Annotated in this window: 15 protein-coding genes and 1 pseudogene; 9 read left to right on the top strand and 7 right to left on the bottom strand. The window is 70.6% G+C overall.

What is annotated here, in order from left to right; genetic code table 11:
* Positions 1-161 precede the first annotated feature (161 nt).
* The 6 genes from ACWGDX_RS17965 (at position 162) to mscL (ending at position 6,425) form a co-directional block, all read left to right on the top strand.
* The gene (locus ACWGDX_RS17965; protein ID WP_453626675.1) at positions 162-1,712 is read left to right on the top strand and encodes a potassium/proton antiporter; all 1,551 of its coding nucleotides are present in this window, start codon (positions 162-164) and stop codon (positions 1,710-1,712) included.
* Between the two features lie 335 nt (positions 1,713-2,047).
* Positions 2,048-3,430, top strand: a complete 1,383-nt coding sequence (locus tag ACWGDX_RS17960; RefSeq protein WP_453626608.1) for an MFS transporter — start codon at positions 2,048-2,050, stop codon at positions 3,428-3,430.
* Between the two features lie 66 nt (positions 3,431-3,496).
* Entirely contained in the window at positions 3,497-3,886 is a 390-nt protein-coding gene (locus ACWGDX_RS17955; protein ID WP_453626606.1) for an FmdB family zinc ribbon protein, read from the top strand.
* 109 nt (positions 3,887-3,995) lie between these two features.
* Entirely contained in the window at positions 3,996-4,829 is an 834-nt protein-coding gene (locus tag ACWGDX_RS17950) for an S-methyl-5'-thioadenosine phosphorylase (RefSeq protein WP_453626605.1), read from the top strand.
* 660 nt (positions 4,830-5,489) lie between these two features.
* Entirely contained in the window at positions 5,490-5,780 is a 291-nt protein-coding gene (locus ACWGDX_RS17945) for a hypothetical protein (RefSeq protein ID WP_453626603.1), read from the top strand.
* Positions 5,781-5,948: 168 nt separating this feature from the next.
* Complete coding sequence (mscL, locus tag ACWGDX_RS17940) at positions 5,949-6,425, top strand: large conductance mechanosensitive channel protein MscL (RefSeq protein ID WP_363081029.1); 477 nt, start codon at positions 5,949-5,951, stop codon at positions 6,423-6,425.
* A 67-nt stretch (positions 6,426-6,492) separates the two neighbouring features.
* Here the strand turns inward: mscL and ACWGDX_RS17935 are convergent, their stop codons facing one another.
* Positions 6,493-6,717: a hypothetical protein gene (locus ACWGDX_RS17935; protein ID WP_453626601.1), complete on the bottom strand. Its 225-nt coding sequence runs from the start codon at positions 6,715-6,717 to the stop codon at positions 6,493-6,495.
* A 396-nt stretch (positions 6,718-7,113) separates the two neighbouring features.
* Between ACWGDX_RS17935 and ACWGDX_RS17930 the strand changes: the two genes are divergently transcribed.
* Positions 7,114-8,145, top strand: coding sequence for a P1 family peptidase (locus tag ACWGDX_RS17930; RefSeq protein ID WP_453626599.1), 1,032 nt, complete (start codon positions 7,114-7,116; stop codon positions 8,143-8,145).
* A gap of 145 nt (positions 8,146-8,290) precedes the next feature.
* Entirely contained in the window at positions 8,291-9,145 is an 855-nt protein-coding gene (locus ACWGDX_RS17925) for a DUF6227 family protein (RefSeq protein WP_453626597.1), read from the top strand.
* A 98-nt stretch (positions 9,146-9,243) separates the two neighbouring features.
* Here the strand turns inward: ACWGDX_RS17925 and ACWGDX_RS17920 are convergent, their stop codons facing one another.
* The 4 genes and pseudogenes from ACWGDX_RS17920 to ACWGDX_RS17905 all read right to left on the bottom strand — a co-directional run bounded on the left by ACWGDX_RS17920 (position 9,244) and on the right by ACWGDX_RS17905 (position 12,349).
* Positions 9,244-9,543, bottom strand: coding sequence for a hypothetical protein (locus tag ACWGDX_RS17920; protein WP_453626595.1), 300 nt, complete (start codon positions 9,541-9,543; stop codon positions 9,244-9,246).
* Positions 9,515-9,655, bottom strand: a pseudogene (locus ACWGDX_RS17915) (PTS sugar transporter subunit IIA); the annotation flags it as partial. The gene ACWGDX_RS17920 and the pseudogene ACWGDX_RS17915, both read right to left, overlap by 29 nt.
* A gap of 88 nt (positions 9,656-9,743) precedes the next feature.
* Positions 9,744-10,508, bottom strand: coding sequence for a DeoR/GlpR family DNA-binding transcription regulator (locus ACWGDX_RS17910; protein WP_453626593.1), 765 nt, complete (start codon positions 10,506-10,508; stop codon positions 9,744-9,746).
* A gap of 215 nt (positions 10,509-10,723) precedes the next feature.
* Positions 10,724-12,349, bottom strand: coding sequence for an MFS transporter (locus tag ACWGDX_RS17905; RefSeq protein ID WP_453626591.1), 1,626 nt, complete (start codon positions 12,347-12,349; stop codon positions 10,724-10,726).
* A 63-nt stretch (positions 12,350-12,412) separates the two neighbouring features.
* On the opposite strand from ACWGDX_RS17905, the gene ACWGDX_RS17900 reads away from it, so the two are divergent.
* The gene (locus ACWGDX_RS17900; protein ID WP_453626589.1) at positions 12,413-13,483 is read left to right on the top strand and encodes a helix-turn-helix transcriptional regulator; all 1,071 of its coding nucleotides are present in this window, start codon (positions 12,413-12,415) and stop codon (positions 13,481-13,483) included.
* Between the two features lie 142 nt (positions 13,484-13,625).
* On the opposite strand, the gene ACWGDX_RS17895 is transcribed toward ACWGDX_RS17900, so the two are convergent.
* Complete coding sequence (locus ACWGDX_RS17895; protein ID WP_453626587.1) at positions 13,626-14,624, bottom strand: sigma-70 family RNA polymerase sigma factor; 999 nt, start codon at positions 14,622-14,624, stop codon at positions 13,626-13,628.
* A gap of 504 nt (positions 14,625-15,128) precedes the next feature.
* Entirely contained in the window at positions 15,129-15,911 is a 783-nt protein-coding gene (locus tag ACWGDX_RS17890) for a dioxygenase family protein (protein ID WP_453626585.1), read from the bottom strand.
* Positions 15,912-16,014: the final 103 nt, after the last annotated feature.

Below are 16,014 nucleotides of genomic sequence, written 5' to 3'. Positions count from 1 at the left end.
ATTCGTGGTCGTACAAGCGATCGAACGCGTCAAGAAAACGTTAAAGATTAGGTAAGGTAACGAAGTACTGGCCGCCGGAGGAACGATCCGGCGTGCGCGAGGGGAAGGATCGGCCGCTGACTGTCCACCAGCTCAATGAACTCCTGCTCGTCAGCTCACTCGTGCTGCTGATCGCGGTCGCGGCCGTACGGATCTCGTCCCGGAGCGGCCTCCCCAGCCTGCTCCTGTACCTCGGCATCGGGGTCGTCATAGGGCAGGACGGCATCTTCCATGTCAAATTCGACAACGCGGGACTGACCCAGGTCATCGGCTACGCCGCGCTCGTGGTGATCCTCGCCGAGGGCGGTCTCGGCACCAAGTGGAAAGAAGTGCGGCCGGCGCTGCCCGCCGCCGCCGCGCTGTCGACCGTGGGCGTCGGCGTGAGCGTCGGGGTGACGGCCACCGCCGCGCACTATCTGGTCGGTCTGGACTGGCGGCAGGCCCTGATCGTCGGCGCGGTCGTCTCCTCGACCGACGCCGCCGCGGTCTTCTCCGTACTGCGCAAGGTGCCCCTGCCGTCCCGGGTGACCGGCGCGCTGGAGGCGGAGTCGGGCTTCAACGACGCTCCTGTGGTGATCATCGTGGTCGCGCTCTCCGCGTCCGGTCCGGTCGAGCACTGGTACGTACTCGTCGGCGTGATCGCGCTCGAACTAGCCATCGGCGCGTGCATCGGGCTGGCCGTGGGCTTCGCGGGCGCCTTCGGGCTGCGGCACGTGGCCCTGCCGGCCTCCGGGCTCTATCCGATCGCGGTGATGGCCATCGCCGTCTCGGCGTACGCGCTCGGCGCCACGGCGCACGGCAGCGGATTCCTCGCCGTCTATGTCGCCTCGATGATCCTCGGGAACTCCAAACTGCCGCACGCCCCGGCCAACCGCGGCTTCGCGGAGGGGCTCGGCTGGATCGCTCAGATCGGTATGTTCGTCCTGCTCGGGCTGCTGGTGACCCCGCACGAACTGGGCGACGACTTCCTGCCCGCGGTGATCGTCGGACTGGTGCTGACCGTGGTGGCACGGCCGCTGTCCGTGCTGGTCAGCCTGCTGCCGTTCCGTATCCCCTGGCAGGAACAGGCGCTCATGTCCTGGGCGGGACTGCGCGGCGCGGTTCCCATCATTCTCGCGACGATCCCCATGGTGTCGGAGATCGAGGGCAGCCTGCGGATCTTCAATATCGTCTTCATCCTGGTCGTGGTCTACACGCTGGTGCAGGGTCCTACGCTGCCCTGGCTGGCGAAGGCGCTACGGCTCGGCAGCACCGCCACGGCCTCCGATCTGGGCATCGAGTCGGCGCCGCTGGAGCGGCTGCGCGGCCATCTACTCTCCGTGGCGATCCCGGAGCGGTCGAAGATGCACGGTGTGGAGGTCGGCGAGCTGCGGCTGCCCTCGGGGTCGGCGGTGACGCTGGTCGTACGGGAGAACAAGAGCTTCGTGCCCTCGCCCGCGACCGTGCTGCGCCGGGGCGACGAACTGCTGGTGGTGGCGACGGATCCGGTACGGGACGCGGCGGAACGGCGGCTGCGCGCGGTGGCCCAGGGCGGCAAGCTGGCCGGCTGGCTGGGGACGGGGACGGCCTCCGGCTCGGGTACCGGCTCCGGCACGGGCACAGGCGCCGGGAGTGGCTCCGGTACGGGCACGGGCGCGGGCACCGGCGCGGGGGTCGGCGGAAGGTCGGGGTGACCGGCGGGGGCGTGGCGGGGTGCCACGGGGGCGACCGGCGACGGCGTGGCGGGCGTGGCGTCTGCGGGCGCGGGAGTCGGAGCTCGTGCAATCGCAGGCGGGGGTCAGCGGTGCTCGGGGATTCCTAGGAAACGTGATGTACGTACCTGTACGATAAAGGCGCACCTGACTGATCGACCACCTCTGCCTGACGCAGTGCTGGCGCGACCGTATGGCGGCCGTGGCGCTTCCCGTAGTGGGCCCTGGTATCTACCGCAGATCCGCGCAAGAGGACAGCTCTCGGCTGCCCCCGTGACCGCGGGGGCGCGCTACCAGGCGGCAGAAAGGCAAGGACCGTGTCCCGCAACACGGTCGGCACCGACGCGCCCCCCACCACGCGGAACGCTCCGCGCCGCCCCGGCTACGGGCAGCTCCTGCGTACACCCGGTGCCTGGACATTCCTGCTGCCCGGCTTCGCCGCTCGGCAGCCCTTCGCGATGCTGACGATCGGCATCGTCCTGCTCGTCCAGCACACCACCGGTTCGTACGGCAGCGCTGGGGCCGTAGCCGCTGTCACCGGTGTCTCCATGGCCGTCTTCGCCCCGCGGAGCGGCAGGCTCGCGGACCGGTTCGGACAGCGCGCGGTGCTGATACCTGGCGTGCTGACGCACACCGCCTCCGCCGCCGTACTGACCGTGCTCGCGCTGGCGGACGCTCCCCTGTGGGCGCTGTTCGTCGCGGCCGTCCCCACCGGCGCTTCCGTCCCGCAGATCGGCCCCATGGTGCGCTCGCGCTGGGCCGCCCTGCTGAGCGGCACATCCGGGCAGAACGGCTCGGAAGCCGGACCGGGGACGGGTTCCCCGACCGTCTCTTCGACGACCTCGGCGAGGACCTCCTCCCTGCTGCCGACCGCCGCCGCCTTCGAATCCGTGACGGACGAGTTCACCTTTGTCATCGGGCCCGTACTCGCGACCGCACTGTGCACCGGCGTGCACCCGGCGGCCGGACTGATCGCCGAGGCCGCGCTCACCCTGGTCGGCGGGCTGCTCTTCGCCGCTCAGCGCGGCACGCAGCCCCGCACCGGCCCCCGGGGCACCGGTGGCCCGGGGGAGCCACGTACATCCGCGCTGTCCGTGCCCGGCGTACGGGTCCTGGCCGTGGCCTTCCTGGGTATCGGTTCGGTCTTCGGCGGAATGCAGGTCTCCCTCACGGCCTTCGCCGAGGAGATCGGCGCCCCCGGGGTGAACGGTGTCCTGTACGGGATCTTCGCCGCCGGCAATATGCTCGCCGGGATCGTCTACGGCGCCAGGGCCTGGAAGACCGGGCCGCGACGCAGGCTGCTGTTCGGATACATGGGGCTGACCCTGGTCGCCTCCACTCTGTGGGCCGTGAACTCGGCGCCGCTGCTCGCCGGGCTCGGACTGCTGGTCGGGCTCTGTATCGCACCCGCTCTGATCACGGGCTACACACTGGTCGAGCCACTGGTGGCCGCCTCCGCCCGTACGGAGGCGTTCACCTGGCTGACCGGCGCGGTCGCGCTGGGCCAGGCCGCGGCCGTGACCGTCGCGGGACAGCTCGCGGACGCGCGTGGCGCGAGCGCCGGATTCGTGGTCCCGCTCGTTGGTACGGTGCTGGCGCTCACCACCCTGGTGGCACTGCGCTCCCGGCTGACCCCGAAGGCCTCGGGGCCGGTCGCCGCGGGTGGGATGAGTCACCGCGTGCCGGTGGCAGTGGACTGATCGCGCGGAATACGTCACTATGGAGCGTCGTTAGCACTCATTGAGTGAGAGTGCCAGGAGGAGCAAGTGCCGACCTATCAGTACCAGTGCACCGCGTGCGGCCAGGGCCTTGAAGCGGTGCAGAAGTTCACCGATGACGCCCTGACCGTATGCCCGAATTGCGAGGGACGCCTGAAGAAGGTGTTCTCCGCGGTCGGCATTGTCTTCAAGGGCTCCGGGTTCTACCGCAACGACAGCCGTGGTTCGTCGTCGAGCAGCGCGCCCGCTTCGGCGAACTCGAACTCGTCGGGCTCGGCCTCCTCGGGTACGAAGTCGGAGTCCAAGGCCGCGGCGCCTGCCTCCTCCTCGGCCTCCGGTTCGTCCGCGTCCGGTTCGAGCTCCGGCTCCGGATCGAGTTCGGGCTCCAGCTCCTCGACATCGAGCAGCGGCAGCTCCAGCGGCTCCTCCGCCGCCTGATCCGCGTCGCGCGCCCGCTTCATCGCGCGTTCTCTTCGCCGGGACCCCGCCGTTTCCTACGGCCGGGGTCCTTCGCGTATGCCTGTGACGGGGCCGCTACTGTGATCGGATGGCGAACGCAGAGATCGGCGTGATCGGTGGCTCAGGTTTCTACTCCTTTCTGGAGAATGTGACCGAGATCCCGGTGGACACTCCGTACGGACCGCCCAGTGACTCCCTCTTCCTCGGCGAGATCGCCGGACGGCAGGTGGCGTTCCTGCCCCGTCATGGCCGCTCGCACGGCCTCGCCCCGCACCGCATCAACTACCGCGCCAACCTCTGGGCGCTGCGCTCCGTCGGTGTGAAGCAGGTACTGGGACCGTGCGCGGTGGGCGGGCTGCGCACGGAGTACGGGCCGGGCACACTGCTCGTACCCGATCAGCTCGTGGACCGTACGAAGGCACGGACACAGACCTACTACGACGGGGTGCCGCTGCCGGACGGCAGCGCGTCCAAGGTCGTCCATATCTCGCTCGCCGACCCCTACTGTCCCGAGGGCCGCCGGGCGGCGCTCGCGGCGGCGCGGGCGCACGACTGGGAACCGGTGGACGGCGGGACCCTCGTGGTCATCGAGGGGCCGCGGTTCTCGACTCGGGCGGAGTCCCGGTGGCATGCGGCGATGGGCTGGTCGGTCGTCGGGATGACCGGACATCCCGAGGCCGTGCTCGCTCGTGAACTGGGCCTGTGCTACACCTCCGTGACGCTCGTGACGGATCTGGACGCGGGGGCGGAGACCGGCGAGGGGGTCTCCCACGAGGAGGTCCTCCAGGTCTTCGCCGCGAATGTCGACCGACTGCGCACCGTGCTCTTCGACGCGGTGGGCGGACTTCAGCCGAGTGAGACACGGGACTGCCTCTGCTCGCATGCGCTGGACGGGATCGACACCGGGCTCAAGCTGCCCTGATCACGAGTTGCCCCGTTCCTCCGCGCACCATGCGCGGAGGAACCGGATTCGGGTGGGCGAAGGCGGTAACCACCCTGGCGGGTGGCGGAGTTGTCCACAACCGGCAGGCCATCCACAGGGCCCGGCGGGATCGTGGCGGGCCGTGGATCGTGAGGAGCGATCGCGAAACTCCTCACGTCAGGCGGTGGTCCCATGTCCCGTTCCTTCTCCCCCGACTCGCACGACTCGTGTGATCCGTCCCTTCCACCCGCTGTCCCGGCCGTCCCCACTCCCGTCCCCGCGGCCGCCCCGCACTCCCGCCCCGCCCTTTCCCGGCCGCTTCCCCTTCCTCCGTCCTCCACGCCGGAGCCGCGAGGAGTGCCGCCGTTCGGTCCGCTGCGGGTGCGCGGCTCCCAACAGCGGCTGCGCCGGGCGCTGCTGAGGCGGCGGCGCACGACCGCGGCCGGTCTGGCGATGACGGCCGCCGCGCTGGCGGCCGCCGGAGCGAGCGGCGCGGTGGGTGCCTCGGCGGGTACGGACGGGCGGGCGCGGCCCGGGGGCGACACCGTGACCGCTTCGCCGCCACCGCTGTCACCTCCGCCGCCTTCTTCGTCGTCTTCGTGGTCTTCGTCGCCGCCTTCGTCTGCCGGGCGACCATTCGCCGGGCGATCAGGGGAGTTGGTGTCCGCGGCGGTACGCATCGCCGATGCGGAGACGGTCAGGCTGCTGCGGCGGGGCGACCGGGTCGATGTGATCGCGGCCGCCGCGATCGCGCCACCGCCGGCGGGAGTGGTGGACGCGGAGCCCGAGGCACGGGTGGTGGCGGCGGGGGTACGGGTGGCCGCGATCCCGAAGACACGGGACTTCTCTCCGGACGGTGGAGCACTGGTCGTGCTGTCCGTGCCGCGTGCCACCGCCGCGGTGCTGGCGGCGGCGAGCGCCACCTCACGGCTGGCGGTGGCGGTGTGCTGAGCTGGAGTGTGCGGAGCCGTCCGGCGCCGGGCCGGAGCCTGTCGAGTCGCACTGGCGAGCTGTGGCGTCGCCTGATCGCGTGTGCGGATTGGACAGCGCGGGCACGCGCCCCCTTAGGTGGCGGAGCAGATTGTCACTCGACCCGCACATGTGAAGAAAGGCTCACTCGTGAGCAAGGAGAAGGAGAGCGTGCTGGAGGGCTTCAAGGCCTTCCTGATGCGCGGCAACGTGATCGACCTCGCGGTCGCCGTTGTCATCGGCGCCGCGTTCACCAATGTCGTGAACTCGGTCGTCAAAGGCCTCATCAACCCGGTGGTCGGCGCGTTCGGCACCAAGGATCTGAACAAGTACAGCTCGTGCCTCAAGTCGCCCTGCGAGACGAACGCCGCGGGCGAGGTGGTCTCCGGCATCCCGATCATGTGGGGAACGGTGCTGAGCGCGGTCCTCACCTTTGTGATCACGGCGGCCGTCGTGTACTTCCTGATGGTCCTGCCGATGGCCAAGTACCTCGCCAGGCGGGCCAGGCAGCAGGCCGCCAAGGAAGATGTCCAGGAGGTCATGGAGGTCAGCGAGCTGGAGGTGCTGAAGGAGATCAGGGACGCCCTGGTGGCCCAGCGGAGCGGGTCGGGGCAGAGCACTTCATAGGACCGCGTGGAGCGACCGGAGAAGGCCTGGCGGCCCAGGATCCAGCGGCCGGGGCCGCGGGCGGCGCTCAGAGGTGGTGGGGCGGCTTCTCGTCCAGGAAACGGGCCAGATCGGCGGCGCTGTCACCGCTCCCGGCGGGCCGCTCTCCCCAGCCGCCGTCCGTGTCGTCCGAGGACTGCTGGTCCAGCGGATCGTCGAAGATCAATGCCGGACGGGGCCGGGGCGGGGCGGGCGGACGGGGTGGCGAGGACTGCTCCGCGGCCTGCGACTCGGGGGTGGGGACGACGCTCATACCCCCAGAGTACGGGGGCGCGGTCCGCACCGAGGGGCCTGCGGGGGCGGGCCGGGCAGGCGGTCCCCGGAGGTGGGGCGTACGCCTCTCCGGCCCGCCGCGCCCGCCCCTCCGGTCCGCCGGGTCCCTGATGCCGGTCTGCGATGTCGGCCGCCGGGGCAGGGCGCCCCCCGCTCCCGCTCCGGCTGCCCGCCCGGTCCGGTTGCCGCCCGTGAGCCACCTCGGGACCGGAAAGCGACGGCAACTGGCGCGGCCGGTATCGGTGGTGGCGTCCATCGCATGTACGTTCGTCGGGTCCTGGACGATTTTTCGTCCCGGGGCTGGTGGCGACGGTGATGGTGGCGGTCGGGGTGACACTCGCGGCCTCCCGAGGGACGCGTGGTACGGATGGGGTTCATGGCAATCAATGACGCACTGACCGATGTGGCGGGCCTGCGGGTCGGACACGCCCGTGTCGCGGGGGGCCGTGCGCTCACCGGCACCACGGTCGTCCTCGCCCCGCAGGGCGGGGTGGTGGCCGCCGTGGATGTGCGGGGCGGGGGCCCGGCCACGCGGGAGACGGATGCTCTCGACCCGCGCAATATCGTCGAGCGCGTCGATGCCGTCGTGCTGACGGGCGGCAGCGCGTACGGACTCGACGCGGCGTCCGGAGTGGTGGCCTGGCTGGAGGAGCGCAAGCGCGGCGTGCGGGTCGGTCCCGATCCCGCGCAGGTGGTGCCAGTCGTCCCGGCCGCCGGGGTCTTCGACCTGGGGCGCGGGGGTGACTGGCGGATACGCCCGGACGCGGCGACGGGCCGTGCGGCGGTGGAGGCGGCGGCCTTCACGGCGAGCGGGGCACCGGTCACGGAGGGCAGCGTGGGCGCGGGGACGGGCGCCGTCGTCGGCCCGCTCAAGGGCGGGATCGGTACGGCGAGCACAGTCCTGGATTCCGGCGTGACCGTCGCGGCGCTGGTGGTGGCCAACGCGGCGGGCTCGGCGGTGGATCCGCTGACGGGCGTGCTGTACGGACGCTACTTCAGCGGTCGTGCGGAGTATCCGAGACCCGAGGTCCATGTGGCGGCCCAGCTGCGACTGGCCGAGTTGCGCGAGCAGAACGGCCCGGCGCCGCTCAACACCACGCTCGCCGTCGTCGCCACCGACGCCGAACTCTCCCGTGCCCAGGCGCAGAAGCTCGCGGGGACGGCGCACGACGGTATCGCGCGCGCCGTTCGTCCTGTGCACCTCCTCAACGACGGGGACACCGTCTTCGCCCTCTCGACGGGCCGGCGGGCTCTCGCCCAGGGGGATCCGCTCGCCCTCAACGAGGTGCTGGCGGCGGGTGCCGACGTGGTGACCAGGGCAATCGTGCGGGCCGTACAGGCCGCCAAGGGCGTCCGGGGACCCGGCGGGACGTTCCCCTCGTACGACGAGTTGTACGGGCTCGACTGACGGGAGCGGAGGCGGAGTTGATGGGGGCGCAAAGGAACTTCCTGTACGCCCCCTTCGTTTTCCCAAACCTGGGACGCAATGTCAGCCCTAGGCGCTACGTTATGCAATCACCAAGTGACATGTGGCGACGGCCTGGAGACCCATCTTGAACGATCCCTACGAGACAACCGAGACGCACCTCGAGCGACTCCTGGGTCGGGCACTCAACTCCTTCGACCTGCCCGACGCACTGGTCGAAAAGCTCGACAGTGCGCTGGCGCACGCCAGCTCGCTGTGTTCCGCGCACCACAGTGCGGGGCTGCACCGTGAGACCTACCGGCACGCCTATCTGCTCAGCGACGGCGGTTCGCTCACCCTGTGGGAGCTGGTGCACAACACCGGCCGGGACGGCGCGCGGCTGCACGAGCTGTACGGGGAGGAGTCCGAGGTGCGGCTCGCCGCTGCCCGGCTCTGCCGTCCCAGCAGTCCGGAGGCGGAGCGGCTCGCCGTCGACGGATCCGACGCCTTACCGGCGGGACCGGAGGCGGTGCCGCCCGGCGACAGGACGTCCATGGACGATGTCGCGGCCGGTCTGCTCGCGGAGCTGGAGTCCGAGCGTACGGCCGAGATCGACGCCCATCTCGCCCTGCTCCGGGGGCTGCGCGCGCTGCCCCCGGTGCCTCGGCCCCGGAGATATTTCCCGGACAACTCCCCCGACCACGCCCGCCGGGTGCTGCGCCGGGCGGAGAACACCGACCGGCCCGGCGAGGAGACCGCGCGACTGCTTCGGACGGCCTTGGCGCACCACATCACACAGGTCTTCGGCCGGCAGTGCCAGGTCGAGGGCAAGGACGCGGGATTCATGCTCTACGAGCACGCCTTCCTGCTGATCGACGGCAGCGAGATGAGTCTCTGGGAGGTGGAGCACACCGCGACGCCGGACGGCCGGCACATGTGCGAGGTGTACGGGACGGAAAGCGCCGCGCGCGAGGCCATGGAGCTCCGCGCGCGGGTGCTGTGAGACGGCGTGGATCGAGCGCGGGGCGGAGTGCGGTGCGGTGGGAGCCGTGGTAGCCGCCGGGTGAGCTGAGGGCGGGGCGTACGGGGCGCGGAGCGGGCTCAGACAGCCTCCGGGACCTTGGCCGCCGCCCCGGCTCCACCGGCCGCCCCGTCCTCGGTCCGGGTGACGTCCTCGCCCTGGTCCGGACGGCCCGTCTTCCGGGCCGCCTTGAAGACGCGGTCGGCGGCGGGGGTGTCCGGTTCCGTGGCGGTCGTACCCGGCTCGTCGGCCTGGGTGCCCCGTTCGTCGGCCGGTGCGTTCGGACCGGCGTCACCGGGCTCGGCGGGGCCCTGGATCAGGGCCGCTACGGCGGTCGCGTCCGCAGCCGTGCGCCGGACCCTCCGGGGCGCCGAAGTCAACGCCTCGCGCCGAGCGGCCGAAGGCCAGGGTGGCTTCGGTCACTTGGGCGCTCCGGCAGTGCGCGATGCCGATCCCGCCGTCCGGACCGGTGGGCATCCGCGCCTCGCGCGCGGGCTCGGGTTCGGGGTGACGGTGAGGATCATGCGCCCGGGTCCTGGTCCTGATCCTGGTGCCTCTCCCGGCACAGGACGCTCAGCACTCACCGGACGCTCAGCACTTCGGTGCCCGCGGCCTCGACCGCCGCGGTGTCCGAGGCGCTCAGCCCGCTGTCGGTGATGAGCAGATCGACATCGGCGAGGGTGCCGAAGCGCGCGAAGTGCTCCTGGCCGTGTTTGGCCGAATCGGCGAGCAGCACCACCCGCCGGGCGGCGCCGACGAGCGCGCGCTTGACAGCCGCCTCCGCGAGATCGGGGGTGGTGAGACCGCCGTCGGGCGAGAAGCCGTTGGTGCCGAGGAAGACGACATCGGCGCGGATCTCCCCGTAGGCCCGTAGCGCCCAGGCGTCGACGGCCGCGCGCGTACGGTGCCGTACCCGGCCGCCGACGAGATGCAGATCGATCCCGGGATGGTCGGCGAGACGGGCGGCGACGGGGAGCGCGTGGGTGACAACGGTAAGGGCGCAGTCCAGCGGAAGGGCCGCCGCGAGCCGGGCCGCGATCGAGCCCGCGTCGAGGATCACGCTGCCGTCCGCCGGCAGCTCGGCGAGCGCCGCGTGCGCGATGCGGTCCTTCTCGTCGGCCGCCGTGGATTCGCCCTCCGCGAGATCGGGCTCGAAGTCGAGCCGTCCGGCGGGGATGGCACCGCCGTGCACACGCCGTACGAGCCCGGCGCGGTCGAGGGCCTTGAGATCACGCCGTACGGTCTCGGCGGTGACCTGGAACTCCTTGGCGAGCGAGAGGACATCGACGCGACCGCCCTCGCGGGCCAGACGCAGGATCTCCTGCTGACGCTCCGGTGCGTACATGTGGGTTTACGTCCGTTCCGTGCCCGAACCTGCGGTTTCGGCAACACGCTACGCCGAGGTTTTAAGAGAGTAAACAGATTCGGGCACGGTACAGACAGGAACGGACAGAGCAGGAGCGGACATGAACAGACGGTCAGACGATCAGACGGACAGGCGAACGGGCGAACGGGTGCGGGATCGGGCAGCGGCGGCGGTACGAGAGCGCCAGGCCGCCGCTAGCGGTCCGCGACGACGGCCTCGTCCATCTCTGTCTCCTCCTCCGAGTGCTGCCCCGGCCGGGCCGGCAGGGCGAACATCACCGCGAAGATGAGCGCGAGCACCGCCACCACCCACCACAGCGCGTGCTGGAACCCGTCCGCGAAGGCCGCGCCCGTCGCGGATGCCGCGCCCGCCGCCGCGCCCACGGCCCCCGCCGCTTCCGCTCCCCCGGTCGCGAGCCGGTCGTCGACCACCCCGAAGAAGACCACCGACACCAGTCCCAGCCCCAGCGCGTTGCCCATCTGCTGAGTGGTGTTGATCAGACCGGACGCCGAGCCCGAGTGCTCGCGCGGCACCCCCGACAGCACCGCGTCCGTCAGCGGCGCCACGATCAGCCCCATACCGAGGCCCATCACGACCAGCGGCAGGGCCATCTGCCAGGAGTGGATCTCCAGTCCGTACCGTCCGGCCTCCCAGATGTAGAGCAGAAGCCCCGCCACCATCGTGAGCGCCCCGGTCTGAAGGACCTTGCGCCCGAAGCGCGGGACCAGTTTCTGTACGGAGAGTCCGGCCGCCACCGACACCGCGATCGAGAACGGGACACCGGTCAGCCCGGCGCGCAGCGGGCTCCAGCCGAGGCCGATCTGCATATAGAGCGTCCAGACCAGGAAGAAGATGCCCAGCGCGACACCGAAGGTGAGCTGTACGGCGATACCTGCGGCGAAGCTCTTCACCCGGAACAGCGACAGCTCGACCAGCGGCGACCCGTCCTTGCGCGTCTTGCGCCTCTCGTACACCACGAACCCGGCGAGGACGACCAGACTGCCGGCCATGCAGAGGTGCCCCCACAGCGGCCACCCCAGCTCACGCCCGCGCGTGAGCGGATAGATCAGCATCAGCAGGGCCGCGGTCACCAGCACCACCCCGACCAGATCGAGCCTGAGCGCCTTGGGGGCCCTGGACTCGGTGATGAACTTCCGGCCCAGCACCACACCCGCTATGCCGACCGGGAGATTGATCAGAAAGATCGGGCGCCATTCGAGGCCGAGGAGATTCCACTGGGTGAGCAGCGCGCCGAGCAGCGGTCCCGAGACCGCGCCGAGACCGACGATCGCGCCGAACATCCCGAAGACCTTGCCGCGTTCATGCGCCGGGAAGGTGACATGGATGATCGCCAGCACCTGTGGCACCATCAGCGCGGCCATCGCGCCTTGAAGCAGCCGGGATCCGACCAGCATCTCCGGGTTCGCGGCGAAGCCGCAGAGCGCGGAGGCGACCGTGAAGCCGGTGATACCGATCAGGAAGAGCCGCTTGCGACCGTAGATGTCACCGAGCCGGCCACCCGTGATCAGTCCGGCGGCGAATGCCAGCGCGTATCCGGCGGTGACCCACTGGATCGCCCCGAACGAGGCCCCGAGGTCCCGCTCGATGCTCGGAATGGCGATATTGACGATGGTGACATCGACCAGGTCCATGAAGGCGGCGGTCATGACGACGGCCAGGGCCAGCCAGCGGCGGCGGTCGGCGGACCCTGCTCCGGAATCTGCTCCGGGAGCAGTGGAAGCACCGGTTACGGCGGATACGGCGGACGCGCCGGGGGCGGACTCGGAAGCCGTATCCAGTACGGCGTGCGAAGAACTCATGCGCCGCACGTTAGGGACCATCTAGGCCAGTCCTTGTCCTAGATGAAGCGCACCATGGTTCGTATGACCGATACCCCGGCGCGGCTCCTCAGTCTGCTCTCCCTCCTCCAGACCCCGCGCGAATGGCCGGGCAGTGAGCTGGCGGAGCGTCTCCGCGTCAGCCCCCGCACCATCCGCCGCGACATCGACCGGCTGCGCGACCTCGGCTACCCCGTGGAGGCCACCAAGGGCGCCATCGGCGGCTACCGGCTCGTCGCCGGTACGGCCATGCCTCCGCTGCTCCTCGACGACGAGGAGGCCGTCGCCATCGCGGTCGGGCTACGGGCCGGGGCGGGCCATGCGATCGAAGGCGTCGACGAGGCCTCCGTACGCGCCCTCGCCAAGCTGGAGCAGGTGCTTCCGTCCCGCCTGCGGCACCGTGTCTCCACCCTCCAGGCCGCCACGATCCCGGTCACCCGGGGCGACGGCGCGACCATCGACCCCCGCACCCTGACGGTGATGGCGGGCGCCGTCACGGGCGGCGAACGGCTGCGCTTCGGCTATCGCTCGGGGGACGGTACGGAGACGAAGCGGCAGGTCGAGCCGTACCGTCTGGTCTCCACCGGCTGGCGCTGGTATCTGGTGGCCTACGACCTCGCACGCGAGGACTGGCGTACGTTCCGGGTCGACCGGATCAGCGAGCCCTTCGCCACCGGCGCCCGGTTCACCCCGCGCGAGCTGCCGACCGGGGACGCGGCGCAGTTCCTGCGGCGGTCGATGTCACGCAGGCAGCCGCGGACCGAGGTGGAGGTGAGCTTCGCGGCGCCCGTGGAATTCGTGAGGGCGCGGCTCCCCGGCTATCTCGGCGCACCCGAAGCAACCGGCCCCGGCTCCTGCCGGCTGCGCACCACGACGACCGACTCCCTGGAGTGGCTGGCGCTGCGGCTGGCACTGGTCAACTGCGAATTCACGGTGCGTCAGCCGGCCGAGCTGACGGAGTGCCTGCGTGCGCTGGGAGCCAGACTGATCCGCGCGGCGACCGCGACCGGGACCGCGACCGCCGACGGAAAGGGAGTCACGGACGGACCCGCGGACAGACCCGCGGACAGACCCGCGGACAGACCCGCGGACGGACCTGACGGAGGAGAAGGGTGAGCCCCGGCACCTGGGGGGGGTTGGTGCCGGGGCTCGTCTATGGGGGCCGACGAATCGACCGGTGCGTACGAAGAGACAGTACGAGTAAGGGGGACACTACGGCTACTGGACGGCGACGTCACGCCGCCGCGTCGAAAAGTCCTCACGCCGCCGCGTCGAACCCTGTATCCCGTGCCATCTTCTTCAGCTCCAGCAGAGCGTGCTTCTCTATCTGACGGATCCGCTCACGGGTCAGCCCATGCTGCTTGCCGACCTCGGTCAGCGTCCGCTCACGGCCGTCCTCGATGCCGTACCGCATCTTGATGATCGAGGCCGTCCGCTGGTCGAGCTTGCCTATCAGGTCCTCCAGCTCCTCGCTGCGCAGCAGCGTCAGCACGGACTGCTCGGGCGAGACCGCGGAGGTGTCCTCCAGCAGATCACCGAACTGTGTGTCGCCGTCGTCGTCCACCGACATGTTCAGACTGACCGGGTCACGCGCCCAGTCCAGCACATCGTTGATCCGCGCCGGGTTCGTGCCCAGCTCGGCGGCGACCTCCTCGGGCTCGGGATCCCGTCCGTTCTCGCGGTTGAACTCCCGCTGCACACGGCGGATCCTGCCCAACTCCTCCACCAGATGGACCGGCAGCCGGATCGTACGGGACTGGTCCGCTATGGAGCGGGTGATGGCCTGGCGGATCCACCATGTCGCGTACGTCGAGAACTTGAAGCCCTTGGCGTAGTCGAACTTCTCCACCGCGCGTACCAGACCGGCATTGCCCTCCTGGATCAGATCCAGCAGCGGCAGACCGCTGCGCGGATAGCGGCGCGCCACGGCCACCACCAGACGGAGATTCGAGCGTATGAAGACGTCCTTCGCGCGCTCGCCGGCGGCGACCAGCGCCTCCAGCTCCTCACGCGAAGCGCCACCGGCCTCGCTCTGCACCTCTCCGTCGAGGATCTGCCGGGCGTAGACCCCGGCCTCGATGGTCTGGGACAGCTCGACTTCCTTTGCGGCGTCGAGCAGCGGCGTACGCGCGATCTCGTCGAGGTACATGCCGACCAGGTCGCGGTCGGCGATCTCCCCGCCTACGGCGCGAACACTGCTTGCCGCTTTCGTCCCACCGGAGGCGGCGGTACGACGGGCGACGGCACGGGTTGCCATGCGAGCTCCCTTACTGGACTGAGTAGGTCGCGACACCCTTCCGGGTGCCCTGCATCCGAAGGAAACAACGACTGGAATCCGGACAGAATTCCCATGGCGTACATACATTTTCTGATCATGCAGTACCCTGTGCCGCAGACCGGGGTGGACAGATGCCCCAGAGAGGGACAGAAACCCAGGTCAGGGCCCGGCCGGCGGACATCCCCGGCACTCCCGCCGGCTTCCGCGCCCAGCGCCTCCATGAGACGGCTGTCACATTTCGGTGACACCTTCACAGGCGCCGCCTCCAGCACCCCCGCCGTCATCCTCATCGCGCTTCCCCCTCCCCCGAGGAGCGACCGCCCACGAGCGGGCCGCCTCTACCGCGCTCCTACCCAGAAGACGGCCGGAGCCCTCCACAGGTTGCTCGGGAGCGCCTCGCCGAGGTACCCCCTCAGTCGCCCCTCGGCAGTTCAGTCGCCCCTCGGCAGTGACAACGCACCGCAGTAGTGACAACGCACGGCCTCAGCCGAATTGCACCGACCTCTTCGCAAGACCCATCCAGAAGCCGTCGATGACGCTCCTGCCGCTGTCCAGCTCACCCTCCGCCGCACCCAGCGTCACGAACAACGGCGCGAAGTGCTCCGTACGGGGATGGGCCAGCCGGCCCGCCGGCGCCTTGTTCTCGAAGTCGAGCAGGGCGTCGACGTCCTGCGCCAGCAGCGCCCGCGTCCCCCAGTCGTCGAACTCCGCCGACCAGCCCGGCACCCCTTCGCCCAGGTGCCGCAGCGCCGCCAGATTGTGGGTGAAGAAACCGCTGCCGACGATCAGCACGCCCTCGTCGCGCAGCGGCGCCAGCCTGCGTCCGATCTCCAGCAGCTCGCGCGGGTCGAGCGTGGGCATGGAGATCTGGAGTACGGGGATGTCGGCCGCGGGGAACATCTCCACCAGCGGCACATACGCCCCGTGGTCGAGCCCGCGGTCCGGCACGTCCACCACGGGCCTGCCCGCGCCGCGCAGCAACTTCCTCACGGAGTCGGCGAGTCCAGGGGCGCCCGGGGCCGCGTACCGTACCGCGTAGTAGTGCTCGGGGAAGCCCCAGAAATCGTAGACGAGGGGTACGGTCTCGGTCGCGCCCAGCGCGAGCGGCGCCTCTTCCCAGTGCGCGGAGACCACCAGGACCGCCGTGGGACGCGGCAGTGCGGCGGACCAGGCGGCCAGCTCGGCCGGCCAGACGGGATCGTCGGCGAGCGGCGGGGCCCCATGGGAAAGGTAGAGGGCGGGCATACGCTCCGCGACGGCGTTCATGGCGACTCCAGGACTCTGTCGGCGACTGTGTCGGCTGGGGCTCGGTCGTCCCGTTCAGGGGCGATTCGCCTGGGTTCAGGGCGATTCACCTGGGGCAATCCGC

It is taken from the genome of Streptomyces sp. NPDC055025, from assembly GCF_053608565.1.
Note: the sequence above shows the minus strand (reverse complement) of the source record. Positions and strands in the feature narration are given on the sequence as shown.